This window comes from Flavobacterium sp. (assembly GCF_041911335.1).
In the GTDB taxonomy this organism is placed as follows: Bacteria; Bacteroidota; Bacteroidia; order Flavobacteriales; family Flavobacteriaceae; genus Flavobacterium.
Genome location: NZ_JAYRPD010000071.1, coordinates 87,090 through 111,549 on the forward strand (window position 1 = coordinate 87,090; position 24,460 = coordinate 111,549).

Annotated in this window: 24 protein-coding genes and 1 pseudogene; 17 read left to right on the forward strand and 8 right to left on the reverse strand. The window is 32.0% G+C overall.

All coding sequences use genetic code 11. The features are described 5' to 3' along the window. Window positions 1-4 precede the first annotated feature (4 nt). The 4 genes from ACE3PD_RS11175 to ACE3PD_RS11190 form a co-directional block, all read right to left on the reverse strand. Window positions 5-1,417: a PAS domain-containing sensor histidine kinase gene (locus ACE3PD_RS11175; protein ID WP_374402518.1), complete on the reverse strand. Its 1,413-nt coding sequence runs from the start codon at window positions 1,415-1,417 to the stop codon at window positions 5-7. A 72-nt stretch (window positions 1,418-1,489) separates the two neighbouring features. Further along, window positions 1,490-2,044: a CopD family protein gene (locus tag ACE3PD_RS11180; protein WP_374402474.1), complete on the reverse strand. Its 555-nt coding sequence runs from the start codon at window positions 2,042-2,044 to the stop codon at window positions 1,490-1,492. A 5-nt stretch (window positions 2,045-2,049) separates the two neighbouring features. Further along, complete coding sequence (hemH, locus tag ACE3PD_RS11185) at window positions 2,050-3,072, reverse strand: ferrochelatase (RefSeq protein WP_374402476.1); 1,023 nt, start codon at window positions 3,070-3,072, stop codon at window positions 2,050-2,052. Window positions 3,073-3,169: 97 nt separating this feature from the next. Next, window positions 3,170-4,045 carry a helix-turn-helix transcriptional regulator gene (locus tag ACE3PD_RS11190; RefSeq protein ID WP_374402478.1) on the reverse strand — a complete coding sequence of 292 codons (876 nt, stop codon included), beginning with the start codon at window positions 4,043-4,045 and terminating at the stop codon, window positions 3,170-3,172. 230 nt (window positions 4,046-4,275) lie between these two features. Between ACE3PD_RS11190 and hemA the strand changes: the two genes are divergently transcribed. The 9 genes from hemA (at window position 4,276) to ACE3PD_RS11235 (ending at window position 13,450) form a co-directional block, all read left to right on the forward strand. Then, window positions 4,276-5,532 carry a glutamyl-tRNA reductase gene (gene hemA / locus ACE3PD_RS11195; RefSeq protein WP_374402480.1) on the forward strand — a complete coding sequence of 419 codons (1,257 nt, stop codon included), beginning with the start codon at window positions 4,276-4,278 and terminating at the stop codon, window positions 5,530-5,532. Beyond that, a complete protein-coding gene (gene hemC, locus ACE3PD_RS11200; RefSeq protein ID WP_374402520.1) occupies window positions 5,529-6,449 on the forward strand; it encodes a hydroxymethylbilane synthase in 921 nt (306 codons plus the stop codon). The genes hemA and hemC overlap by 4 nt, the downstream gene beginning before the upstream one ends. A gap of 12 nt (window positions 6,450-6,461) precedes the next feature. After that, the gene (locus ACE3PD_RS11205; protein ID WP_374402482.1) at window positions 6,462-8,204 is read left to right on the forward strand and encodes a TrkH family potassium uptake protein; all 1,743 of its coding nucleotides are present in this window, start codon (window positions 6,462-6,464) and stop codon (window positions 8,202-8,204) included. 10 nt (window positions 8,205-8,214) lie between these two features. Next, window positions 8,215-8,922, forward strand: a complete 708-nt coding sequence (locus ACE3PD_RS11210) for a TrkA family potassium uptake protein (protein WP_374402484.1) — start codon at window positions 8,215-8,217, stop codon at window positions 8,920-8,922. A gap of 1 nt (window position 8,923) precedes the next feature. Continuing rightward, entirely contained in the window at window positions 8,924-9,577 is a 654-nt protein-coding gene (locus ACE3PD_RS11215; RefSeq protein WP_374402486.1) for a uroporphyrinogen-III synthase, read from the forward strand. A gap of 66 nt (window positions 9,578-9,643) precedes the next feature. Next, window positions 9,644-10,666 carry a uroporphyrinogen decarboxylase gene (gene hemE / locus ACE3PD_RS11220; protein ID WP_374402488.1) on the forward strand — a complete coding sequence of 341 codons (1,023 nt, stop codon included), beginning with the start codon at window positions 9,644-9,646 and terminating at the stop codon, window positions 10,664-10,666. Between the two features lie 366 nt (window positions 10,667-11,032). Further along, window positions 11,033-11,935: an oxygen-dependent coproporphyrinogen oxidase gene (gene hemF, locus ACE3PD_RS11225; RefSeq protein WP_374402491.1), complete on the forward strand. Its 903-nt coding sequence runs from the start codon at window positions 11,033-11,035 to the stop codon at window positions 11,933-11,935. Window positions 11,936-11,968: 33 nt separating this feature from the next. Beyond that, the gene (gene hemB / locus ACE3PD_RS11230; protein ID WP_374402493.1) at window positions 11,969-12,967 is read left to right on the forward strand and encodes a porphobilinogen synthase; all 999 of its coding nucleotides are present in this window, start codon (window positions 11,969-11,971) and stop codon (window positions 12,965-12,967) included. A 69-nt stretch (window positions 12,968-13,036) separates the two neighbouring features. Beyond that, entirely contained in the window at window positions 13,037-13,450 is a 414-nt protein-coding gene (locus ACE3PD_RS11235) for a c-type cytochrome (RefSeq protein ID WP_374402495.1), read from the forward strand. A gap of 5 nt (window positions 13,451-13,455) precedes the next feature. Here the strand turns inward: ACE3PD_RS11235 and ACE3PD_RS11240 are convergent, their stop codons facing one another. Next, the gene (locus ACE3PD_RS11240; RefSeq protein ID WP_231835603.1) at window positions 13,456-14,142 is read right to left on the reverse strand and encodes a response regulator transcription factor; all 687 of its coding nucleotides are present in this window, start codon (window positions 14,140-14,142) and stop codon (window positions 13,456-13,458) included. After that, window positions 14,135-15,406, reverse strand: a complete 1,272-nt coding sequence (locus tag ACE3PD_RS11245) for a sensor histidine kinase (RefSeq protein ID WP_374402498.1) — start codon at window positions 15,404-15,406, stop codon at window positions 14,135-14,137. The genes ACE3PD_RS11240 and ACE3PD_RS11245 overlap by 8 nt, the downstream gene beginning before the upstream one ends. A gap of 147 nt (window positions 15,407-15,553) precedes the next feature. Here ACE3PD_RS11245 and ACE3PD_RS11250 point away from each other — a divergent pair, with 147 nt between their 5' ends. The 7 genes from ACE3PD_RS11250 (at window position 15,554) to ACE3PD_RS11280 (ending at window position 22,396) form a co-directional block, all read left to right on the forward strand. Further along, on the forward strand, window positions 15,554-16,039 hold the full coding sequence (locus ACE3PD_RS11250; protein ID WP_374402500.1) for a DUF1573 domain-containing protein: 486 nt from the start codon (window positions 15,554-15,556) through the stop codon (window positions 16,037-16,039). 69 nt (window positions 16,040-16,108) lie between these two features. Next, window positions 16,109-16,582, forward strand: a complete 474-nt coding sequence (locus tag ACE3PD_RS11255; protein WP_374402501.1) for a methylated-DNA--[protein]-cysteine S-methyltransferase — start codon at window positions 16,109-16,111, stop codon at window positions 16,580-16,582. A gap of 61 nt (window positions 16,583-16,643) precedes the next feature. Then, window positions 16,644-17,810, forward strand: coding sequence for a serine hydrolase domain-containing protein (locus tag ACE3PD_RS11260; protein WP_374402503.1), 1,167 nt, complete (start codon window positions 16,644-16,646; stop codon window positions 17,808-17,810). Between the two features lie 28 nt (window positions 17,811-17,838). Next, window positions 17,839-18,552, forward strand: a complete 714-nt coding sequence (locus ACE3PD_RS11265; RefSeq protein WP_374402505.1) for a 3'-5' exonuclease — start codon at window positions 17,839-17,841, stop codon at window positions 18,550-18,552. A 65-nt stretch (window positions 18,553-18,617) separates the two neighbouring features. Then, window positions 18,618-20,057 (forward strand): nucleoside recognition domain-containing protein, encoded by a 1,440-nt coding sequence (locus tag ACE3PD_RS11270; protein WP_374402507.1) that lies wholly within the window; start codon window positions 18,618-18,620, stop codon window positions 20,055-20,057. Window positions 20,058-20,113: 56 nt separating this feature from the next. After that, the gene (locus tag ACE3PD_RS11275; protein ID WP_374402509.1) at window positions 20,114-20,662 is read left to right on the forward strand and encodes a transposase; all 549 of its coding nucleotides are present in this window, start codon (window positions 20,114-20,116) and stop codon (window positions 20,660-20,662) included. A 132-nt stretch (window positions 20,663-20,794) separates the two neighbouring features. Then, entirely contained in the window at window positions 20,795-22,396 is a 1,602-nt protein-coding gene (locus ACE3PD_RS11280; protein WP_374402511.1) for a fumarate hydratase, read from the forward strand. 97 nt (window positions 22,397-22,493) lie between these two features. Here the strand turns inward: ACE3PD_RS11280 and ACE3PD_RS11285 are convergent, their stop codons facing one another. Continuing rightward, the gene (locus ACE3PD_RS11285) at window positions 22,494-23,609 is read right to left on the reverse strand and encodes an ATP-binding protein (RefSeq protein WP_374402512.1); all 1,116 of its coding nucleotides are present in this window, start codon (window positions 23,607-23,609) and stop codon (window positions 22,494-22,496) included. 304 nt (window positions 23,610-23,913) lie between these two features. Here ACE3PD_RS11285 and ACE3PD_RS11290 point away from each other — a divergent pair, with 304 nt between their 5' ends. Then, on the forward strand, window positions 23,914-24,327 hold the full coding sequence (locus ACE3PD_RS11290) for a hypothetical protein (protein WP_374402514.1): 414 nt from the start codon (window positions 23,914-23,916) through the stop codon (window positions 24,325-24,327). A gap of 14 nt (window positions 24,328-24,341) precedes the next feature. Here the strand turns inward: ACE3PD_RS11290 and ACE3PD_RS11295 are convergent. Beyond that, window positions 24,342-24,460, reverse strand: a pseudogene (locus tag ACE3PD_RS11295) (IS982 family transposase); the annotation flags it as partial.

Genomic DNA, 24,460 nt, shown 5'->3' on the forward strand with positions numbered 1-24,460 from the left:
TTGATTATTTATTTATTGGGAAAGAAACCAAAAATTCAGTTCCCACATTAGGTTCCGTTTCAAAGGTAATCGTTCCGTTATAATTTTCTATGATATTTTTAATAATAGCTAAACCAAGACCCATTCCGCTTGATTTTGTAGTGAATTTTGGTTCAAAAACGCGTTCCTGATTTTCTTTTGAAATTCCTTTTCCGTTGTCTTTTACTGCAATTTTAACTTCGTTATCTTGTCTAAAAACCGTAACAAAAACCAATTTATTTTCTTGTTCTTCCGGGATAGCTTGAATTGCGTTTTTAACCAAATTGGTAATTACACGAATTAGTTGTGTTCGATCTAATTTAGCTATAATTTCATCTTCCAATGCTGAAAACTGAATGTAATCTTCATTAAAAATTTCCAAAGCCATTTTTACAATTCGAACTACATTTAACGTTTCATTTTGTTGAGCTGGCATGGTAGCAAAATTTGAAAAAGCACCCGCAACTGCCGTCATGGTATCGATTTGTTGTAAAATGGTTTTGGTGTATTCATCCAATTTTTGAGCTATATTTGGGTCATTAACATCAAATTTTCTTTGAAAACTTTGCACAGTTAATCGCATTGGTGTTAGTGGATTTTTGATTTCATGTGCCACTTGTTTTGCCATTTCGCGCCAAGCTTGTTCTCTTTCGCTTTGTGCTAAAATGGTGGCGCTTTCTTCTAATTTATCCACCATATTGTTATAGGAATTAATCAAAAGATTAATTTCTTTACTTCCGTCCTCTATGACAATTTTTTCGTTGCGTTGGTTCAGTTGTGTTTCTTCCATTTTATCACTAATTATCTTAAGTGATTTTGTAATATAACTCGACAAGAAATAAGACAATATGATTGAAATTAAAAACATGAAAATATAAACTTGTCCAAATCGAATTAAGAAATTTTGAACTTCATTATCGTAAAACTCCGTATTTTCTTCGTATGGTAAATTTAAAATTGCTAAAGGTTTAAATTTTGTATCTTTTAAGTAGGTGTAGGACGAACGAAAAGATTGATCATCTACTTTTGAAAACTCAATATAACGTTTATCAAGTGAAGATTGAATAATCTTTAATGTGGAAGGATTAATTTTTGGTTTGTCTTGATCTAATTTAAAAATAGCTTTTGATGAAATAATCAACTTCCCTTTTAAATCAAACAAATTGATTTCCATACTGTGAACATCAGCTATTTCTGTAATTTTATCTCTAAAAATATATTTTAAATTTTCAGTTGTTAATTCAAAACTTGTGTTTTGTAAAACATAATTAATGTGCTCGGTGATAGCAACTTCTTTTCGTTCTAAACGATCTTGATGATATACACGAGCTTCTTTTCTGAATTGATAAATAGAAACTGCTGCAATAAGGACAGATGCTATCAATGTTAAGAATATCATCGAAAGAAATATTCTTACACGAAGCGAAAGGTTTTTAAAGTTTAATATTCTGTCCATTAATTACGCTAAAAATTAGCTGTTATTTTTTTCTCTAATTTTTTTATACAATTTGAAACCCAGCATTAATAGAATTGAGAAAGTAATAATTCCTACTACTCCAAAAATCCAATTAATTGCATTCTTTAAAATTACTAAAAAAACTACAGCAAAAAGAATAATAGTAGCACCTTCATTCCAAATTCTAAAAAAACTTGATGTGTGTTTCACTTCATTATTTTGTAATTGTTTAAATATTTGATGGCATTTTAAATGATACAAATACAATAAAAACACAAATGCTAATTTTACATGCATCCATGGTTGGGTTAACCAAACCTTACCTACTTCAGCAAAAAACAACATCCAAAAAGCAAAAATACTTGCTAAAACAGCGCTTGGCCAAGTTATAATGTACCACAAACGATATTGCATTAATTGGTATTGTTTAATCAATATGTCTTGTTCAGGTTGTGGTTTTTGTTTAGCCTCTGCGTGATAGACAAATAATCTAACAATATAAAACAACCCAGCAAACCAAGTAACCACAAAAATTAAATGCAACGATTTTATGTAATTGTATAATTCCATTTATATTAATTTTGAAAAGCCCATTGATCAATCCAACGGCTCATGGTTTTTACCCAATCTTCACTATCGTTTAAACATGGAATGGATAAGAAATTTTCACCTCCGTTTTCTTTAAAACTATGTGCTGCTTCCATTCCTATTTCTTCTAATGTTTCCAAACAATCCGACACGAAAGCTGGTGTTACAACTGCTAAGTTTTTGATTCCTTTTTGAGCCAAACCATCAATTGTAGCATCAGTATAAGGTTGCAACCATGGATCACGACCTAAACGTGATTGGAATGAAGTACTATATTTTCCTTCCTCCAAACCTAAAAACTCAGCCACTTGTCTTGTGGTTTCATAACATTGGTGACGATAGCAAAATTCATGTGCTTTTGAAGGCGTATTACAACAACTTCCATCAATTTTACAATGCGATTTTGTTACATCTGATTTTCTAATATGACGCTCGGGAACACCGTGATAAGAAAACAATAAATAATCCGATTTGAAATTATCTAAAGCTGATTTGATAGAATTAGACAAATCACGAACATAATCTGGTTGGTTGTAAAAAGCTGGAAGAACCGTGAATTCCATATTTGGGAATTGTTTTTTTCGGATTTCCTCTGCTAATACTAAAATAGTTTCGGTTGTAGCCATGGCAAATTGAGGATACAATGGAATTAATAAAACCTCACCAACCCCTTGGTCATGCAATTGTTGTAAGCCAAATTCGATACTCGGATTTCCATAACGCATGGCCAGACCAACAGGAATACTGACTTGTTCTTGAACTTTATTCTGTAATCGTTTTGACAACTCAATTAAAGGCGATCCTTCTTCCCACCAAATTTTTTTATATGCTTTAGCTGATTTTTTTGGACGTGTATTCAAAATAATTCCTTTAACTAAAAGCGCTCTAAGTAAATAAGGAACATCAATAACGCGTTCGTCCATTAAGAACTCATCTAGATATTTTCTAACATCTTTAGGTTCAGGACTATCTGGCGAACCTAAATTAATTAACAGTACTCCTTTTTTCATTTTCTTTTTTTTATAAAAGTAATCAATCTTATTCTTAAGAAAAGTTTTATATACGTTTTTTATTTATGATACGATTTACAAAATCAATATAATTGAACTATTCAATATTAGCATTCAAATTCATCAAATATTTTTTGGGAGTTGTTCCAAACTTCTTCTTGAAAGCCGCAATAAAATGACTTCCTGTACTATATCCAATTTTTAACCCCACTTCGTTTACATTATACGAACCACTATCTAGCAATTGTCGTGCGTAGTCCATTTTGTAATCAAATAGAAAACCATAAACCGTATCGCCATAAATTTGCTTGAAACCCATTTTTAACTTTTTAAGACTCAACCCTACTTGTTCAGACAAAACTTCTAACGTAGGTGGTTCCGCCATATTAGCGATAATAATTTCTTTTGCTTTCTTAATTTTTAAAACATTTTCTTCATCAATCAAAAACGGACATTGTTCTGCATTTGGATCTTCTGAACGATTGAAATATAAACTTAACAGTTCATATCCTTTTCCTTTATAATACAAGTTTTTAATAAAAGAATTTAAATTATAATGAAAAATCTGACTTAACACAATTGACATAGAAGGACTTATATCGTTTTCTTTGTAATATTTCTTGTCTTTATTTTCTTCACTTAAAAAAGGAATGTTCTCAGCTTCTGCTGAAAATAATCCATGAAATTTTTTTATCGAAACAATTACCGAAATTATCCAAGTATTGGGTGCCAATTCTAAATGAATTGGTAATTCTTTTTGCGGATTATAAAACAAAAGGGATTTCTCTTCTTTTAAATCTAAAGCATAATTTCCCTGATTAAAAATAAATTTACCTTTTCCCTTTAAACCAAAATGAAACTGAATAAGGCCTTGATTTACAGGTCGTTCAATTTTAATTGTTTCGTTACTATCATTTTGAAAACGCAATAAAATAAATTCGTTTTCAATTTTTATTTCTTCTAATGAACCCATAGCGATATTTTTCCGTATATATACAAAATAGGTCGAAACAATATTATTTAGAATTATTCTATATAAAGCAGTTCTCAACCCTCGAATACATTACAAATTTAGTGAAATATCACAAAAGAGACACCATTGTCTTTAAAATATCGTTGAGCGACACAAAAAGTACTTTTAGCGTTGTTTTTATAAAATTGGAAAATATAATTTTGTTAAACTTTTAGGAAAGATTAGATCATATGGAAAACAATACATTCGCAAAGCATCCAACTTTCTATGCCGTAGGTTTGAGTTATAAGAAAGCGGATGCTGAAATGAGAGGGAAATTTAGTTTGGATGAACAAGCCAAGACCAACTTATTGCATCAAGCCAAAGCTGAAGGTATTGATAGTTTAATTGTAACTTCTACTTGCAATAGAACTGAAATTTATGGGTTTGCACAACATCCATTTCAATTAATCAAATTATTGTGTGAAAACAGTCAAGGAACGGTTGAAGATTTTCAAAAAGTAGCTTTTGTATACAAAAATAGTGAAGCCATTAATCATATGTTTCGTGTTGGTACTGGTTTAGACAGTCAAATCTTAGGTGATTTTGAAATCATCAGTCAATTAAAAAATGCCTTTGTAATAAGTAAAGAATTAAACTTAGTAAATGCTTTTTTAGAAAGATTAGTCAATGCGGTAATTCAGGCGAGTAGAAAAATCAAAAACGAAACCGAAATTTCTTCAGGCGCAACTTCTGTGTCTTTTGCATCGGTTCAATATATTTTTAAAAATGTAGAAGACATTGCTTCTAAAAACATTTTACTTTTTGGAACAGGAAAAATCGGAAGAAATACTTGTGAAAACCTTGTAAAACATACAAAACACCAGCAAATCACATTAATCAACAGAACTAAAGAAAAAGCCGAAAGATTAGCTCGAAAACTTGATGTTATTGTAAAAGATTATGCAGATTTACAAATAGAACTTCAAAAAGCAGATGTGGTTGTGGTAGCAACCGGAGCTCAAAACCCAACTGTTGACAAAGCCATCTTAAATTTGAAAAAACCTTTATTGATTTTAGATTTATCGATTCCGAAAAACGTAAACGAAAATGTAAAAGATATTGAAGGTGTTACTTTAGTTCACATGGATGAACTTTCGCAAATTACGGATGAAACTCTTGAAAATAGAAAAAAACACATTCCAGCTGCCGAAGCTATTATAGATGAAATTAAAGATGAATTTATCGCTTGGACCAAACAACGTAAATTTGCACCAACCATACATGCTTTAAAAGCAAAACTGAATACAATAAAAGAAGGAGAATTGAATTTTCAACGTAAAAAATTAGCAAATTTCGACGAGGAACAAGCTGAATTGATTACTGCAAGAATCATTCAGAAAATAACGAATCATTTTGCTAATCATTTAAAAGATGATGAAACTATGGTGGACGAAAGTATTGAATGGATTGAGAAAATTTTCCAATTAGAAACGGTTTCAAAATAATGAGCAAAACAATCCGAATAGGAACTCGTGATAGCGAATTAGCCCTTTGGCAAGCACACACAGTACAAAAGAAATTAAATGATTTAGGTTACAAAACTGAAATTACTGCAGTTAAATCACAAGGAGATATCATTCTTGACAAACCACTTTACGAATTAGGAATCACTGGAATTTTTACCAAAACCTTAGACATCGCAATGATTAATGGCCAGGTAGATATTGCGGTACATTCAATGAAAGATGTGCCAACGGCTTTACCTATTGGAATTGTTCAAGCCGCTGTTTTGGAACGTGCCAACACAGTTGATATTTTAGTTCATAAAGGCAATTTAGATTTTTTAAATTCGGAAGGAACTATTGCAACGGGAAGTTTGAGAAGACAAGCCCAATGGCTAAATAAATATCCAAATCACAATGTGGTTGATTTACGTGGAAATGTAAATACGCGTATGCAAAAACTACATGATAGCGATTGGAACGGAGCTGTTTTTGCAGCCGCTGGATTAGAACGCATCAATTTAAAACCAGAAAATTATATCAATTTAAGTTGGATGATTCCAGCACCAGCACAAGGTGCAATGGTTGTTGTTGCTATGGAAAAAGATGATTTTTGTAAAGAAGCATTATCCAAATTAAACCATGCTGAGACCGAAATTTGTACCCACATTGAACGTGAATTCTTAAAAACACTTGAAGGTGGTTGTACAGCACCAATTGGAGCTTTAGCAACATTTTCATCAGATAAAATTGATTTTGAAGGCGTTTTATTCTCTTTGGACGGAAAAGAAAAACACACAATCAAAAAAAGTTGTACTTTTGATTCTTTTAAAAACTTCGGAAAAAATTGTGCCGAAGCAATTTTAAACAATGGCGGAAGTGCTTTAATGGAAAGCATTCGTCGTGATTTAAAAAAGTAATTTTGTTCCAAAATGGAGAAAGAATCGTTACTCAATTATTTATATCGCTTTTTTGATATCATCGTACTCCTTTTCATAGTTTTTGACTTTGGATATGACTTCGAAGAAAATTATAATTCGCCACATGTTATTGGGTTAATTTTTCTTACCATTGGACTTCTAGCGTTCAACACGTTTAAATTCTTAACCTTTAAATACAAAAGCAATAAAAAAGTAGCACTTGTAAATATGGTTTTAATAACCGGAATGTTGCTTGCCTCTGGAATAGTTGCTATCCTAAATTTTAATTTTCCTTTTGATTATATTCTTCAAAAAGTAAAACCAATATTTGAAGGTGGACTTATCTTTTATTTTTTACTAAGACTCTTAGTTTTAGTTCGTCATATTTATGATATTTATTTTAATCCTGCCATTGTATTTGTTGGAAGTTTTATGATTTTAGCCCTAACAGGAGGCTTTTTATTGATGCTTCCAAGTGCAACCACAAATGGAATAACTTTTACAAATGCCTTGTTTACCTCTGCAAGTGCCGTTTGTGTTACGGGATTAACGGTAGTTGATACATCATCAGCATTCACGATTGTAGGACAATCCATAATTTTAGTTTTAATTCAATTAGGTGGAATCGGAATTTTAACCTTCACTTCCTTCTTTGCTTTCTTTTTTAGAGGAAGTTCTTCTTTTAAAGAAGGTTTAAACACTAAAGATTTTATTGCTCATGAAGGTTTAAAAGACGTTTTTAGAGCGGCATTGAATGTGGTAATTTTTACTATTGGTGTAGAAGCAGTTGGAGCTGCTTTTATTTACTCTTCCATTTTAGATGTCACAACCATTGAAAATAAATTTTTCTTCTCCATTTTCCATTCAATTTCCGCTTTCTGTAATGCCGGATTTTCCATTTTGTCTGCAGGACTTTATGATGAAGCCATTCGTTTTGATTATTTCTTACAATGGATTGTAATGACTTTGATTGTTTTGGGTGGTTTAGGTCATAACATCGTCTTTAATTTTTATCAGAAAATCAAAACCCATTTGGTGGAGCTATTCGATAAAACAATTATTCATAAAAAGGTTAGAATCATTACTTTAAACACACAAATTGTTATTTACACTACAATATTTTTATTGGTGGGTGGTTTCATTTTCTTGTTTATTTCAGAATACAACAATACTTTATTAGAACACCATTCTATTTTTGGTAAAATAACAGCCGCATCGTTCAACGCAGTTACTCCAAGAACTGCCGGATTTAATGCTGTTGATTTCACACAAATGAATGTTCCTTCTCTTTTGTTTATCATTTTTTTAATGTGGATTGGAGGTTCGCCTGCATCTACTGCCGGTGGTATAAAAACAAGTACCTTTGCATTAGCAACACTAAATATTTTTGCCGTGGCAAGCGGAAAGAGCAGAATTCAATTGTTTGGAAGAAGAATTTCATCAGAATCTACCTCTCGTGCATTTGCTATTTTGTGTATCTCGTTAATAACAATTGGGATATCAATTGTGGCAATGTTAATTTTTGAACCAAAAGGAACACCATTATTAACCGTTGCTTTTGAATGCTTCTCTGCATATAGTACAGTAGGATTAAGTTTAAACTATACACCAACCGTTACAGAACCAAGTAAATATGTTTTAATTGCTTGTATGTTTATAGGTCGTATTGGAATGCTCAACTTAATGGTAGGTTTATTACGTAGATTGAATCATCAATTTTACGAATATCCAAAAGAAAATATATTAATCAACTAAACTTGTCCAAATGAAAATCATCGTATTTGGTTTAGGAAACTTCGGAATGTCGCTTGCTATCAGTTTAACTGAAACAGGAAACGAAGTAATTGGTGTAGATAAAAACATCGAAAAAGTAAATTTAGTAAAAGATAAAATTTCGCATGCAATTGCCTTAGATTCTACTAATGAATTGTCTTACGAAGCTTTACCTTTAAAAGATGCTGATAAAGTAGTGGTAGCCATAGGAGAAAATGAAGGTGCAGCTATTATTACAACAGCCATTATTAAAAAATTGAGTGATGTAAAAATCATTAGTAGAGCTTTGTCGCCTATACACGACACAGTTTTAGAAGCGATGGGAATTCACAGCATTATTCACCCAGAACAAGAATCGGCAGACCGATTAACGAAGCAAATCAATTTTAAATCGACTTTAGAAAATTACCAATTAGATGATAATTATACCATTTCTGAAGTAAAAGCAAAACCAGAATTCTTTGGAAAAACATTAGCTGAATTAGATTCTATCGATAAATATCGTTTGACATTAGTTACTATTATCCGAAAAAGAGAAAAACGAAATCTTATTGGAAAAAAATCCATTGTTAAAGAAACGATTGGTCGTCCGTCACCAGATACCATTGTATTGGAAGACGATATCTTAGTAGTTTACGGATACAATAAAGACATTGAAACGTATTGTTTAGGACAAGAAGAACACCAAATTAGAAGTTAAAATGACGCGAATTCTCTCTACAAAAAAACTTTCAAAAGCATTAAAAGACAAACTTTCTGATGCTAAAATTGGACTTGTAGAAAAGAATTTTATTCAAACTAAATCTATTGATTTTGAAACACCTCAGCTCAATGATTACTTAATATTTACAAGTAAAGAAGCGGTAAAAAGTGTTTTAAAATCTGAAACAAAAAACGTTCTTTCAAAGTCTTGTTTGTGTGTGGGAAATAAAACCCGAAGTTTTCTAGAAAAGAAAGGATTCACCGTTTTAGAAAGTACCGATTATGCCGAAGAATTGATTCAAATAATTGCTTCGAAATATAAAAGTAATACGTTTACTTTCTTTTGCGGAAATATCAGAAGAAATACGATTCCTGCTTTTTTTCAGCAAAATAAAATCGCATATAACGAAATTGTCGTATATGAAACCAAGCTGAAACCACACCAAATCAAAGAAATATGTGATGGTGTTTTGTTTTACAGTCCGTCTGGAGTCAATAGCTTTTTAGAAAAGAACACTTTAGAAAATAAAACTTGTTTTTGCATTGGAACCACCACGGCAAAAGCATTAGAAAACAAAACAAAAAACATAGTAATTACATCACAACCCACCGTGGAACATGTAATTGATGAAGTAATAAAATATTATAAATAAAATAGCGCTTTTGATTTTTCTCGAGAAATTATCAGGAAGAAACAAATTGCAATTAAAACAAAAACCATGTTAAAGAACGACTTATTTTTACGAGCATTAAAAGGAGAAACTGTTGAACGTCCACCTGTTTGGATGATGCGTCAAGCCGGAAGATATTTACCAGAATTTAGAGCTTTGCGCGATAAATATGATTTCTTCACCCGTTGCGAAACTCCAGAATTAGCAGCTGAAATCACAGTGCAACCTATCCGAATTGTAAAACCAGATGCTGCGATTTTATTCTCAGATATTTTAGTAGTTCCAAGAGCTATGGGAATTCACGTAGAATTAAAAGACAATTTAGGTCCGATAATTCCAAATCCTATTCGTACAGCTGAACAAGTAAATCAGGTTTTTGTGCCGAATATTCACGAAACTTTAGGTTACGTGATGGATGCGGTAAAATTAACCAAAGAAATGTTGAATGACGAAGTGCCTTTAATTGGTTTCGCTGGTTCGCCATGGACAATTTTCTGTTATGCTGTAGAAGGAAAAGGTTCTAAAAGTTTTGATACAGCAAAAGGATTTTGTTTTTCAAATCCTGTAGCAGCACACTTATTGTTGCAAAAAATCACCGATACCACGATTTTATACTTGAAAGAAAAAGTAAAAGCAGGTTGTAATGCGATTCAGATTTTTGACTCTTGGGGAGGAATGCTTTCTCCAGTAGATTATCAAGAATTCTCTTGGAAATACATCAACCAAATTGTAGAAGCTTTAGCTGAAGAAACAGAAGTAATCGTTTTTGGAAAAGGGTGTTGGTTCGCACTTAACGAAATGTCAAAATCAAAAGCATCTGCTTTAGGAGTAGATTGGACATGTTCACCAAGAAATGCACGTTACTTAACTGGTGGTGACATCACGTTACAAGGAAATTTTGATCCAAGCCGTTTATTATCGCCAATTCCAACCATCAAAAAAATGGTTCACGAAATGATTGACGAATTCGGAAAAGACAAATACATTGTAAACTTAGGTCACGGCATTTTACCAAATATTCCTGTGGATCATGCTAAGGCTTTTGTGGAAGCAGTGAAAGAGTATAAATAATTATGAATGGTGTTAATTTGAAATACTTGTCCATTTTACTATTTCTTTTTATTTGCATTCCAACTCCACATGTTAGTTTGCCTTTTTTTTTAGTAATTGGTTTATTGATACTTCAAATCTTTTCTTTAACAGATGAGTTTATATTGCTTTCAATTGAAAATTTATTTCTGATATTATCAATTTTAGGAATAATTTTATATTTAAATAAAAGATTAATATTGGGTTTTCTAGGTCAATTGCTGCTAATTACAGCGGTTATTGTTTTTGTAAAAATTGAAAATTTAAAACATTTTGAATTCACAATTCCTTTTACAATACACTTACTAATATCAAGCTTATATTTTTTAAAATTGTTTAGAGTAAAAAATGAAAAATAAATTCTACACCTACATACAAAACCTACAAGATCAAATCTGTAAAGGATTAGAAGCTATTGATGGTAGTACCAAATTTCGTGAAGACATTTGGGAACGACCAGAAGGCGGTGGCGGTCGCACACGTGTTATTGAAAACGGTCAAGTTTTTGAAAAAGGTGGTGTAAACATCTCTGCTGTTCATGGAAAATTGCCTGATACGATGCAAAAAATGTTCGGCGTAGGAGAAGCAGATTTCTTTGCTTGCGGATTGAGTTTGGTCATTCATCCAAAAAACCCAATGGTGCCTACGGTTCATGCTAATTGGCGCTATTTTGAAATGTATGACGAAAACGGTAACATCATCAACCAATGGTTTGGTGGCGGACAAGATTTAACTCCGTATTATCTGTTTGAAGAAGATGCCAAACATTTTCATCAAACCTGTAAAACAGCTTGCGACAAACACAATCCCGAATTTTATCCCAACTATAAAAAGAAATGCGACGAGTATTTCTGGAATGCACATCGCAATGAAGCAAGAGGAATTGGTGGTTTGTTTTTCGATTATTTAAAAGAAACCGAAACCATGAAAATGGAAGATTGGTACAACTTTGTAACTGAAGTTGGGAATTCATTCTTGCAAGCATATGTTCCCATTGTGGAAAGAAGAAAAGATTTACCTTATTCAGATGCGCAAAGAACTTGGCAAGAAATTCGCCGTGGTCGCTATGTAGAATTCAATTTGGTTCACGATAAAGGCACACTTTTCGGTCTTAAAACTAACGGAAGAATAGAAAGTATTTTGATGAGTTTGCCACCACATGTACAATGGGTGTACGACCATCATCCTGAACCAGGAAGCGAAGAAGAAAAATTATTGAAAATATTAGCAAAACCAATAGATTGGGTATAATTATCCAATATCAATCACAAATCATAAAATAATATGTTTCCAATACACAGAGGTCGTCGTTTAAGAGTAAACGAATCCATAAGAAGTTTAGTTCGCGAAACCAGCTTGAGTCCGGCTGATTTTATGTTTCCGATGTTTATCATGGAAGGAGAAAATACTAAAGTAGAAATCCCTTCTATGCCAGGAATTTTCCGTCGTACATTAGATTTAACGGTAGAAGAAGTGAAAGAATTATTCGCTTTAGGAATTCGTGCCGTAAATATTTATGTAAAAGTTAGCGATGATTTAAAAGATAACACTGGAAAAGAAGCCTGGAATGATAATGGTTTGATGCAAAGAGCTATTCGTGCTATTAAAGCAGCTTGTCCAGAAATGATTGTAATGCCAGATGTAGCGTTAGACCCGTATTCGATTTATGGCCATGATGGAATTATCGAAAAAGGCGATGTGGCTAACGATGCCACCAATGATGCTTTAGTAAAAATGGCGGTTTCTCACGCAAAAGCGGGTGCCGATTTTGTTGCCCCAAGTGATATGATGGATGGACGTGTTTTACGTTTACGTCAAGGTTTAGATGCTGCGGGATTTCACAATGTGGGAATCATGAGTTATTCAGCTAAATATGCTTCGGCGTTTTATGGTCCTTTTAGAGACGCTTTGGATTCGGCTCCAAAAGATGCTGATGTAGAAGTTCCGAAAGACAAAAAAACCTACCAAATGGATTATGCTAATCGCATCGAAGCGGTTAAAGAAGCACTTTGGGATGTGGAAGAAGGCGCTGATATGGTAATGGTTAAGCCAGGAATCGCTTATTTAGATATTGTTCGTGAAGTTAAAAATGCGGTGGATGTTCCGGTAACAGTTTTTCATGTTTCAGGAGAATATGCGATGATTAAAGCCGCTTCCGAAAGAGGTTGGTTAGACCATGACAAAATTATGATGGAGCAATTAATGTGTATCAAAAGAGCGGGTGCGAGTTTGATTTCAACTTATTTTGCTAAAGAAGCGGCAATTCTATTAAATAAAAAGTAATATGACAAATGTCACAAATTAACTGAAATCTATAGTGTAATTTTATCAATATTTCTAAATCATATCAAAATGAAACTTATATTTAAATCGTTTGCTGTTTTTACATTAGCCATTTCTTTAACGAATTGTGGCGAAAAAAAAGAAACTGATGCCTACGGAAATCCTGTTGAAGAAAAAACAGAAGTAGTAACAGAAACTACAGTTGATCCATTACTAGCAAAAGGGCAAGAATTGTTCGAAGGTAAAGGAACATGTACTGCTTGTCATAAAGCAGATGCAAAAGTTGTAGGTCCTTCTATTAAAGAAATTGCAAAGATTTACAAAGAAAAAGGTGCAAGTATTGCTGCTTTCATTAACGAAGAAGGCGAAGCGATTGTTGACCCATCACAATACGAAACTATGAAAGCTAACTTTGCCATTACAAAAGCCATGACGGCTGAAGAACGCAAAGCCTTAGAAGTATATATGATGAGTTTCGAGTAAAAAATTTACTCAACCACCAATTTAAAGCCCACGCGCGGAATGTTTTCAATTCTCACGTGGGTTTCTTCTTTTATGATTTTTCGCAATCTTGAAATAAATACATCTAAACTTCTGCCAAGGAAATAATCATCACTCCCCCATAATTCCATTAAGATTTTTTCGCGTTTTAAAACGGTATTCGGGTTGTCTAAAAACAGTTTTAAAAGTGAGGCTTCTCTTTCGGTTAAAGTTATGCTTTGATTGTCATTTTTTAATAAATAATTCTCAGGTTCAAACTGAAAACTTCCAAATGTATATTGTTTTTGTGTTGAATTATCGGTTGATTTCTGACTTCGGTTTAAGAAAATTTCTATTTTTAAAATCAATTCTTCTATTGAATATGGTTTTACCAAATAATCATCAGCACCCAATTTTAAACCCTTAATTCGGTCATCTTTCATGGTTTTTGCTGAAAGGAAAATAATCGGAATTTCTTGATTTCGTTTTCTGATTTCAGTTGCCATTTCAAATCCATCCATATCGGGCAACATAATATCCAAAACACACAAATCGAAAGATTCTTTACAAAACAATTGAAAAGCCTCTTTGCCATTTGCACAATGGGTCACATCAAAATGTTGCTCTAAATTATCAGCGGTTAAAAACGCTAAAGTTTCGTCGTCTTCAACATACAAAATACGCTTCTTACTCATAATCGTTTTTATTAATTTGAATGGATATAGTGATTCCTTTTTCTTCGTTGTTTTTGGCATCGACTTTCCATTTATGCCATTCGCAAACGCGTTTTACATACGAAAGTCCAATTCCAAATCCTTCTATATCCTTACTATCTTCTCGTGTTACTCTATAAAATTTATCAAAAATAAATGGTAAATCATTTTCTGGAATTCCACAACCGTTATCAGTGAATTTTAAAGTCAATCCTTTTGAATTTTCTTTTGATTGGATTTTGATTTCTGGATTTTGATTAGAATATTTTACTGCATTATCGATTATGTTGTAAATCACGTTATAAAAATGAAATTCATCGGCTTGAATACTATAATTTCGATCTAATTGAATATCGATGTTAATCTCTTTTTGATGTTTTAAAAATATGTTTTCTCGAACTAATTCCAATAATACTTTCAAATCAACTTTCGATTTTTCTAGTTCAATTTGTTTGCTTTCCGTCTTGGCTACATATAGAATTTTCTCGATATGTTGGTTCAGTTTATTACTTTGATTGATAATAATCTGCATGTATTTTGAAAGCTTAGGATTATCGATAATTTCCTTTTGAGTATTGGCGTAATTGGAAGCAATCAAAATAGAAGCCAATGGTGTTTTAAACTCATGCGTCATATTATTGATAAAATCTTTCTGCAAATCGGTATATCTCTTTTGCTTTAACATCAATAAAACGGAATACACGTAAATGATTAAAACCAAGAACAATACTCCTGTAAAAATCCAATATTGAGATAAACTTCTAAAATAGGTTTGTTTGATATTGGGAAAACGAACTGCAAAATAGTACGTTAAATCACTATTTTTAGAGAAACAATCGGCACAAAATTTTGAAGGTTCTTTTCCTTTTGCAGAAACATAGTTCCCATAAACCATTGCATCAGAACTACAGTCATAAATAGCATATTCATAATCTAATTCCAACTTTACTTTTTCAAACTCGTTTTTTAAATATTGTTCTAAAATATTATTTTCAAAAACATCATTAACATTTGCAACAAAGTAATTTTCTGAAACTTTTTTAATTTGGTTACCTATTGGAAGCTCTTTTTTATTGTCTCTGTAGATTTTATTAACCACATCTTGCAAGGCAAAATGAATTTTATCTTCGATATCCTTCTTCTCAAAAATATAGGCTTGATTGAGTAAAAACAATTGCATTATGATTACACCAACAATTGCTATAAACCCAGCTAAGATTACGGTATTAAATTTGTTAAACTTCATAATGAGTTCGATATTACAAAAAAAGTGTCATTAAAAACCTCTATTAACATGTCATTAACAATCATTAAAATTTAATTAACAACATCAATTTAAAAGTTTTTTAGTTTTGTGTCAACAAATTTAAAATAACTAAAAATATTATAGAGTATGAAATCATTTAAATTATCTATTATCGCACTTTTTGTTGCATCTGCTTCATTTGCACAAGTGAAAGATGCTAAAATTGAAGCGTCTAAATCTATGCAAGTTGCTCCTGTTGAAGTTAAAACCCCTGCTGCACCGGTTCAATCTGCAATCAAATGGGATCAAGAAATTCATGACTTTGGTGATATTGAAAAAGGGAAACCTGTAACTTATGAATTCACCTTCACAAATACAACTAAAGAAACGGTTTTAATTACAAATGTAAGACCAGCTTGTGGATGTACTGCAGCAAATTACACAAAAACTCCAATCAAACCTGGAGAAAAAGGAATGGTAGCTGCTACATTTAACGCTGCAGCTGGTGGTCAATTTCAAAAATCAGTTACTATTACAACAACAGAAAATGGTGTTGAAGCAGTTAAAACTTTATCATTCAAAGGAAAAGTTTTAGAGCCTGCAACTGATAAAAAAGAAGAAATCAAATCATAACAATATTATTAATTCAACTTTTTACATCTTATTAAGCCACCTTTACGGGTGGTTTTTTTATATTTGAAAATGGAAATTATCACGATTAAAACACCTCTAGGTGTAGCCGAAATACAAGGAGATCAAAATGGAATCTCTAAAATATGTATATTGGATGAACCTGTAGAAATAACAACTAAAATTCCCGAAATTTTCAATGAAGTTATTTCCCAACTTCAAGACTATTTTGATGGAAAAAGGAAAGAATTTACATTCGCAATAAATCCAATTGGATCCGACTTTCAGAAAAAAGTTTGGCAAGAATTACTTCATATTCCATTTGGAAAAACCTGTTCTTATTTAGAATTATCAAAAAAATTAGGGGATGTAAAAGCAATTCGAGCCGTTGCTTCAGCCAATGGGAAAAATCCACTTTGGATTGTGGTTCCTTGTCATCGCGTTATTGGAAGTGATGGTTCCCTTACGGGTTATGCAGGTGGCTTGTGGCGTAAAAAATGGCTTTTAGAGCATGAAAATCCTACTCAACAAGAAAGTTTATTTTAGATTGTTGTAAAATCAAATCACTTTTTGCTATTTTTATAACGCAATCTTATAAAATTAGCTCATGAAATTTCTCTTAAAATTCCTCAAATGGTTTGCTATTATTATAGTAAGCATCATCGTTTTAATGTACCTTTTTAATGTAGATTATTTATTACGAGCAGTAAGAACCATTTACTTCAAAGGCTATACGACTGCATTTTTAGAAGATTATAAAGAATTTCCAAACAGAGAAATCAAAAAAGGAACTGCACAACCATGGGCAATTGCTTCCGATTATAATTCCGTTCCCGCTACTGAAGTATTGACAAAAAATCACAAAGAACTGCAAACCATTGCGTATCTCATCATTAAAAATGATAGCATTTGGCACGAAAGTTATTTTGATGGATTTGATAAAAATTCTAAAACCAATTCTTTTTCTATGGCAAAAAGTGTGGTTACTATAGCTATGGGGAAAGCAATCATGGAAGGAAAAATGAAAAGTTTAGATCAAAAAGTAACCGACTTTTTTCCTGAACTAAAAGGAAAATATGCCAAAGAAGTTACTATCGGCGATTTATCTTCAATGGCTTCTGGATTAAGTTGGGATGAAAAATATTATAGTCCGTTTTCTATTGTAACTCGTGCTTATTTTGATGATAATTTGAAGGATGTGATTCTAGGATTAGACATCAAAGAAAAACCGGGACAATCTTTCAAATATTTAAGTGGTGCTACTCAATTATTAGCGATTTGTATTGAAAAAGCCACTGGTGAGCATCTATCAGATTATGTTTCGAAACACTTTTGGCAGCCTATGGGAGCAGAGAACGAAGCGCTTTGGCAATTAGATGAAGCGCCTGACGGAATTGAAAAAGCCTATTGTTGTATTGCAAGTAATGCAAGAGATTTTGCCCGTTTTGGAAAACTTTATCTAAATAATGGAATGTGGAATGGACAACAATTATTAGATAGTGCTTTTGTGAAAAAATGTATCAAGCCTCGTTTCGAAAAAAGTCCAGAATATGGCTATGGGTGGTGGATGCACGAAATTAAAGGAAAAAAACTTTTTTACATGCGCGGTCATTTAGGACAATTTGTAATCGTAATTCCTGAAGACGATTTAATCATTGTTAGATTAGGACATTTGAAAGGACTTCAAACTAAAACAGACCCACATAGTAACGATTTATATATTTATGTTGAAGAAACCTACAACATGTTAGCACAAAGGGATAAGAAAAAATAGCACATTAATTTAAACAACTACTACTCTCATGATTGAAAAAATTAATTTAAACAACATCCTGTTTTTAGACATTGAAACGGTTCCAGAATACCACAATTATCGCGGTTTAGATAATGAAACTCAACAACTTTGGGAACAAAAAACGCAATATCAAAGAAAAGATGAAGTCTCAGCGGAAGATTTTTACGAACGCGCTGGAATTTGGGCTGAATTTGGAAAAATCATTACCATTTCAGTGGGTTACTTTGTTAATAAAGCCGATATTCGAAACTTTCGTGTTACTAGTTTTTGGGGTGATGAAAAGAAAATTTTAAACGATTTTTCTAATTTATTGAATACGCATTTTAATGGTGCCCAACATGTTTTGTGTGGTCATAATGCCAAAGAATTTGATATTCCTTTTATTGCTCGACGTATGATAATTAATGGAATTGCTCTTCCTAATAAGTTGAATTTATTTGGTAAAAAACCATGGGAAGTACCTCATTTAGATACTTTAGAATTATGGAAATTTGGCGATTATAAACATTTTACTTCTTTAAAACTATTAACTAAAGTTCTTGGAATTCCTTCACCAAAAGACGACATTGACGGTAGCGAAGTCGCACACGTTTTTTATGTAGAAAACGACATCGACAGAATAATTACGTATTGTGAAAAAGATGTAATTGCTGTAGCTCAAATTTTCCTGCGATTAAGACGAGAAGATTTGTTAGTTGAAGATGAAATTATTCATGTTTAAAATTGAACTTAATTTTTGAAATTGAACTTGAATTTGATTTACTACATTTACAAAAAATATAACACATGGTTTTAAGTAGATTCTGGTTAGTGATATTTATATCGTCTATCTTTTTTATTGTTTTTGGATTGTTCTCATCGCAGTACTATTCTATTGATTATGTGTTGAATGGCAAACAGGGCGAACCCCTTTTAATCGGTGAAAAATATTTAAATGAACTGCCTCAATTTGTACAAGATAGTGTTCAAAAAAAGGAAGATAAAACATTCGTCTTAAATAAAAATGAAGCCGATGCCGACACCACATACGTCTACAACAAACAAACCGTAAAAATCTACAGCGGAAAACAAAAAGCCGATGGTTTACTTCCTATGACCAAAAGCAGTTTATTCGATTTGATTCTACCTTTAATTGCTTACTTAGCTTTCTTTTGTGGAATCATGGAATTGCTTATCATTTCAGGCGCTTCGGAAAGATTGGCTAAGAAATTAAGTCCGTTGTTTGCAAAAGTTTTTCCTTCGATTCCTAAAAACCACGAATCGATTTCTTATATGACATTGAATTTTTCTGCTAACTTTTTAGGATTGGATTCAGCCGCAACTCCATTTGGATTAAAAGCCATGCAAAGTTTACAAGAACTAAATCCGGATAAAGACAAAGCGAGTGATGCCCAAATCATGTTTATGTGTTTGCATGCAGCGGGTTTAACTTTAATCCCAACCTCCATCATTGGTTATCGTGCGGCTGAAAATGCTGCTAATCCTGCTGATGTAATGTTGCCTTGTATTATTACATCGTTCATCGGAACTATTGCTGCTTTCATTTTAGTCGGAATCAAACAAAAAGTGAACTTCAAAAGTGCTTCTTTATTAGCGGCTTTAATGGGAGTTATCGGAGCGATTGTTGGATTATTATTCTATGTAAACAGTTTGGATTTAATCGGAAAAAACTATTTTACTTCTAACCTTTCGGGATTATTATTAATCTTAATCATTGGAGGAACTTTGATATTTTCTTTCGTTCAAGAGAAGAAATTCGTGGAACAAAAAACAACCATTTTCGACACTTTTGTAGCTGGAGCTAATAACGGATTAAAAACTGGAGTTACTATTTTTCCTTATGTAATGGGAATGTTAGTAGCGATTTCCTTATTCAGAAACAGTGGTTTGTTTGAAATTATTGCCAACGGAATTTCCTTTTTCTTTGCACATCTTGGTGTAGCCAAAGAAATTACCGATTCACTTCCTGTAGCGATGTTGCGTCCTTTTAGTTCTGGTGGTTCACGAGGATTTATGATTGATGCGATGAAGCAATTTGGTCCTGATTCCTTAACCGGAAGATTGAGCTGTATTTTCCAATGTAGTGCCGAAACGACTTTCTATGTAATTGCGGTTTATTTTGGAAGTATCAACGTGAAAAACACTCGTTATACCTTAGGAATGATGCTTTTAGTAGATTTAATTTGTGTTATTACCGCTATTTTTGTGGCGAGTTGGTTTTTTTAACGAGTTGAATTCCTGCAAGGTTTCCAAAACCTTGTAGGTATCAAAAAAAATATACCATGAAATTAGAAGTTTTAGAAAAAGACAAAGTATATCACATTTACAACCGAGGCATAAATAGTGAAACTATTTTTAATTCAGACGAAAACAAACACTATTTTTTAAAACTCTATTCAAAATATTTGGAAAACAAAGCCGATACTTTTGCTTATTGTTTAATGGATAATCACTTTCATTTTATTATTCGAATTGTAAATGAAAAAGAAATTACTCAAGCTCTTTCAAATCTTTTCAATGCATATGCAAAAGCTTTTAACAAACAAAACAATAGAACTGGAAGTTTGTTTGAAAAACATTTTAAAAGAATACAAATTATAAATGAAACGTATTTATTAAATTTGATTCAATATGTTCATTTAAATCCTAAACATCATTTAGATATTAACTACAAAAACTTTCCGTTCTCTTCTTATCAATCAATAATTTCAGATAAACCAACGAAATTACTTAGGAACGAAGTAATTCAATTATTCGATTCTAAAAATAACTTTATTTATTGCCATGACTTTAAAAATGAAATTTTATCTGAAAAACATATGCTTGAATAAAAACAGATAATCTTTCAAACAAACCTACAAGGTCAAAAAAGACCTTGCAGGTTAGTAGACTCAAAACTTTCAAGATTGCTTTTGGAAACCTTATAGGTTATCCGTAACTTTACCTTTCAAAACATACACACAATGGACTTTTTATATCAAGACCCGTATCCAATTTTAAAAGACGATACACAATACAAAAAATTAACTTCTGACTATGTAAAAGTAGAGCAACTTGGCGATAGAGAAATCTTAGTGGTGGACCCAAAAGGATTAGAATTATTAGCTCAAGAAGCTATGGACGACGTTTCGTTTATGTTACGTTCGGCACATTTACAAAAACTAAGAAACATTATCGAAGACCCTGAAGCAACAGACAACGACCGTTTTGTGGCTTATAATTTATTGCAAAATGCTGCTGTAGCTGTAGAAGGTCAATTGCCTTCTTGCCAAGATACTGGAACTGCAATTGTAGTTGCTAAAAAAGGTGAAAACGTTTACACAGGAGTTGATGATGGCGAATGGTTGTCAAAAGGAATTTACAATACGTACCAAAATAAAAATCTTCGCTACTCGCAAATTGTTCCGATTTCGATGTTTGAAGAAAAAAACTCAGGTTCTAACTTACCAGCGCAAATTGATATTTATGCGAAAAAAGGAAATTCATATGAATTCTTATTTTTAACAAAAGGTGGTGGTTCGGCGAACAAAACGTTTTTATATCAAAAGACAAAATCGTTGTTGAATGAAAAATCGTTAGACGAATTTGTTCGTGAGCGCATTATGGATTTAGGAACGGCGGCTTGTCCTCCGTATCACTTGGCTATTGTAATTGGTGGAACTTCTGCGGAGGCAAACTTAGCAGCCGTGAAAAAAGCTTCGGCAGGTTATTATGACAATCTTCCAACTTCTGGAAATATGGCAGGTCAAGCGTTTCGCGATTTAGAATGGGAAAAAAGAGTACAGATTATTTGTCAAGAAAGTCAAATTGGAGCGCAATTTGGTGGAAAATATTTAACACATGATGTTCGTGTAATCCGTTTACCACGTCACGCGGCTTCTTGTCCGGTGGGAATGGGAGTTTCTTGTTCGGCAGATAGAAATATCAAAGGAAAAATCACGAAAGATGGTATTTTCTTAGAACAATTGGAAACCAATCCAGCTCAGTTTTTACCAACAACTGCTCCTCATTTAGAGCCAGCGGTAGAAATTGATTTGAACAAACCAATGGCTGAAATTTTAGCTGAGTTATCAAAATACCCAATTAAAACACGTTTGAAATTAAACGGAACTTTGATTGTAGCTCGCGATATTGCACATGCAAAAATCAAAGAATTATTAGACGCTGGAAAACCAATGCCAGAGTATTTCAAAAACCATCCTGTATATTACGCTGGACCAGCAAAAACTCCAGACGGAATGCCTTCAGGAAGTTTTGGACCAACCACTGCAGGAAGAATGGACGTTTATGTAGACGAATTCCAAGCGGCTGGCGGAAGCATGATTATGTTAGCTAAAGGAAACCGAAGCAAAGACGTAATGAACGCTTGTAAAAAACACGGCGGTTTCTATCTAGGTTCGATTGGTGGTCCTGCTGCAATTTTAGCGAAAGAAAACATCTTATCGGTTGAAGTTGTAGATTTCCCAGAATTAGGAATGGAAGCCGTAAGAAAAATCGAAGTAAAAGATTTCCCTGCATTTATTATTACCGATGATAAAGGGAATGATTTTTTTATGAATCTTTAGTTTAGAAAAAAGAGAAAAGAAGCAAGAAAATAGACAAACCTGCAAGGTTTTTAGAACCTTGTAGGTTTTTTTATTCTAGAATATATTTCAAAATAAATTATTGCAAATACTCCCAGAAATTATCCTTATTAACTATTAACGTTTCTTTTGGGTGGTATTTTTCCGTGAATGATTTTGTGAAATTTACTTTTTTGTTGGGATTGTATTTAATTTCATAAGCCGAAATTTCTCCTTCGTTTATTTCAATAAAATCAATTTCTGCTTGTTGCGTGTTTCTCCAATAATGTGTTTTTCCATAAAAACCAGTATAACTTAGTTGTTTCATTTTTTCGCTAATAAAGAAATTTTCAAACAAAGCGCCTACGTCCTGTCTGCTTTGCAATGGATTGAATTGTCCTATAATAGCGTTTCTTATACCGTTATCATAAAAATAGATTTTTGGTTTTGCTGTAATTTCATTTCTTTGATTCGTTGAAAATGGATGCAGTCTAAAAATAACATATACTTTCTCTAACAAATCGATATAATTGATGACCGTCATGCGATCAACACCTAATATTTTTGCCAATTCATTGTAAGACACTTCGCTCCCTAGCTGCAACGCTAGTGCATTAAGCAATTTCATTAACAAATCAGGTTTTTTTATGTTTACTAGTTCTAAAACATCTTGGTACAGATAACTCCCTGAAAGTTGTAAAAGTATTTTCTTTTTATTTGAATTTGTAACTACTTCAGGATACATTCCATAAATTAAAAACTCTTCTAATCTACTAAATGCATTAGGAAAGGAATAATGATTTTTGATTTCACTCCACGACAAGGGAAATAATTGATGCTCCCATTTTCTTCCCGTTAATGGTTCATTAATTTGATTACCTAAATCAAGAGACGAAGAACCTGTTAAGATAAATTGTTTATTCAATTTTGCATCTACAAGCATTTTAATCGTTAAACCAATATTTTCTATACGTTGGGCTTCATCAATGACAATGGTTTCATAGTCCATAACCATTTGCATCAAAAATTGAAAATTAGCATTGACTAATTGCAATCTGGTTTGTGGATCATCACCATTTAAGAACAAGGTTTTTTTGTCTTCTACTATTTTTTGTATTAACGTTGTTTTTCCTACTTGTCTTGGTCCAATAACAACAACAGCTTTCTTGTTGTCGCAATCGGTTATTAAATTTTGGGTTATCGTTCTTGCTATCATGTTACAAATATAATAAATTATGACTCAAACCACAAAATATTATAATTTTTTAGGGTTTAAACCACAATAAATTATATTTATAAAAAATTGAAGATTTTCCTGCGTTTATTATTACAGATGATAAAGGGAATGATTTTTTTATGAATTTGTAAAGTATTAAGATAGAAGAATTAAGTATTAAGATAGCCTGTAAGTTGAAAGACTTGCAGGTTTTTTTAATGACTGTTTGCAGCCAATGTAATTGGCATATACATTTCAGTATAAGAATTTTATTTGTTTATATTTGTTTTCCTAATTTTAAAAAATGAAATTTATCACATATATATTTTTAACAATCCTATCATTGATTATTTTTTCATGTAAAACCAATAAAAATGTGAGGTTTTACCGTGATTTAAGTGCGGAAATAATTACCAAAACAGATAATAATAGAAAAGTAATTCAAAAAAACGATATTACTAAAGTAATTTCTAAAGATAGTTTTAGTGTTAAAATTCTTAGAATTAAAGAAGATTTTACTTTTAACAATTTTTCTTTAGACACAGTTCATGATTTTTTTAATAATTCAAAAATCATTAAGTACAAACAACTTCAGAAAAATTGTTTTGAAATTCTTGTAGAGAATACATTATTTCAATTTGAAATAAAAAGAAACAATAATAAACAACACAAAGAAATTTATAGAAAATTTATTAATAGTATCTTATTATTAAATTAACCCGTTGGGTGAAATTAAATGATTTGAATTTTGATATTATTAATTGGTCTGTCAAAGATAAATTTATTGATATATTGCACTAATGTTAGAGAGGTTATTTTTGCTAAAATTCTAGTTTTAAAACCTTCAAAAG

What these genes read in the sequence shown, in the direction of transcription:
- ACE3PD_RS11175 (WP_374402518.1), bottom strand. Translation starts at nt 1,417, where the DNA reads ATGATATTCTTAACATTGATAGCATCTGTCCTTATTGCAGCAGTTTCT.
- ACE3PD_RS11180 (WP_374402474.1), bottom strand. Translation starts at nt 2,044, where the DNA reads ATGGAATTATACAATTACATAAAATCGTTGCATTTAATTTTTGTGGTT.
- hemH (WP_374402476.1), bottom strand. Translation starts at nt 3,072, where the DNA reads ATGAAAAAAGGAGTACTGTTAATTAATTTAGGTTCGCCAGATAGTCCT.
- ACE3PD_RS11190 (WP_374402478.1), bottom strand. Translation starts at nt 4,045, where the DNA reads ATGGGTTCATTAGAAGAAATAAAAATTGAAAACGAATTTATTTTATTG.
- hemA (WP_374402480.1), top strand. Translation starts at nt 4,276, where the DNA reads ATGGAAAACAATACATTCGCAAAGCATCCAACTTTCTATGCCGTAGGT.
- ACE3PD_RS11205 (WP_374402482.1), top strand. Translation starts at nt 6,462, where the DNA reads ATGGAGAAAGAATCGTTACTCAATTATTTATATCGCTTTTTTGATATC.
- ACE3PD_RS11210 (WP_374402484.1), top strand. Translation starts at nt 8,215, where the DNA reads ATGAAAATCATCGTATTTGGTTTAGGAAACTTCGGAATGTCGCTTGCT.
- ACE3PD_RS11215 (WP_374402486.1), top strand. Translation starts at nt 8,924, where the DNA reads ATGACGCGAATTCTCTCTACAAAAAAACTTTCAAAAGCATTAAAAGAC.
- hemE (WP_374402488.1), top strand. Translation starts at nt 9,644, where the DNA reads ATGTTAAAGAACGACTTATTTTTACGAGCATTAAAAGGAGAAACTGTT.
- hemF (WP_374402491.1), top strand. Translation starts at nt 11,033, where the DNA reads ATGAAAAATAAATTCTACACCTACATACAAAACCTACAAGATCAAATC.
- hemB (WP_374402493.1), top strand. Translation starts at nt 11,969, where the DNA reads ATGTTTCCAATACACAGAGGTCGTCGTTTAAGAGTAAACGAATCCATA.
- ACE3PD_RS11235 (WP_374402495.1), top strand. Translation starts at nt 13,037, where the DNA reads ATGAAACTTATATTTAAATCGTTTGCTGTTTTTACATTAGCCATTTCT.
- ACE3PD_RS11240 (WP_231835603.1), bottom strand. Translation starts at nt 14,142, where the DNA reads ATGAGTAAGAAGCGTATTTTGTATGTTGAAGACGACGAAACTTTAGCG.
- ACE3PD_RS11245 (WP_374402498.1), bottom strand. Translation starts at nt 15,406, where the DNA reads ATGAAGTTTAACAAATTTAATACCGTAATCTTAGCTGGGTTTATAGCA.
- ACE3PD_RS11250 (WP_374402500.1), top strand. Translation starts at nt 15,554, where the DNA reads ATGAAATCATTTAAATTATCTATTATCGCACTTTTTGTTGCATCTGCT.
- ACE3PD_RS11255 (WP_374402501.1), top strand. Translation starts at nt 16,109, where the DNA reads ATGGAAATTATCACGATTAAAACACCTCTAGGTGTAGCCGAAATACAA.
- ACE3PD_RS11260 (WP_374402503.1), top strand. Translation starts at nt 16,644, where the DNA reads ATGAAATTTCTCTTAAAATTCCTCAAATGGTTTGCTATTATTATAGTA.
- ACE3PD_RS11265 (WP_374402505.1), top strand. Translation starts at nt 17,839, where the DNA reads ATGATTGAAAAAATTAATTTAAACAACATCCTGTTTTTAGACATTGAA.
- ACE3PD_RS11270 (WP_374402507.1), top strand. Translation starts at nt 18,618, where the DNA reads ATGGTTTTAAGTAGATTCTGGTTAGTGATATTTATATCGTCTATCTTT.
- ACE3PD_RS11275 (WP_374402509.1), top strand. Translation starts at nt 20,114, where the DNA reads ATGAAATTAGAAGTTTTAGAAAAAGACAAAGTATATCACATTTACAAC.
- ACE3PD_RS11280 (WP_374402511.1), top strand. Translation starts at nt 20,795, where the DNA reads ATGGACTTTTTATATCAAGACCCGTATCCAATTTTAAAAGACGATACA.
- ACE3PD_RS11285 (WP_374402512.1), bottom strand. Translation starts at nt 23,609, where the DNA reads ATGATAGCAAGAACGATAACCCAAAATTTAATAACCGATTGCGACAAC.
- ACE3PD_RS11290 (WP_374402514.1), top strand. Translation starts at nt 23,914, where the DNA reads ATGAAATTTATCACATATATATTTTTAACAATCCTATCATTGATTATT.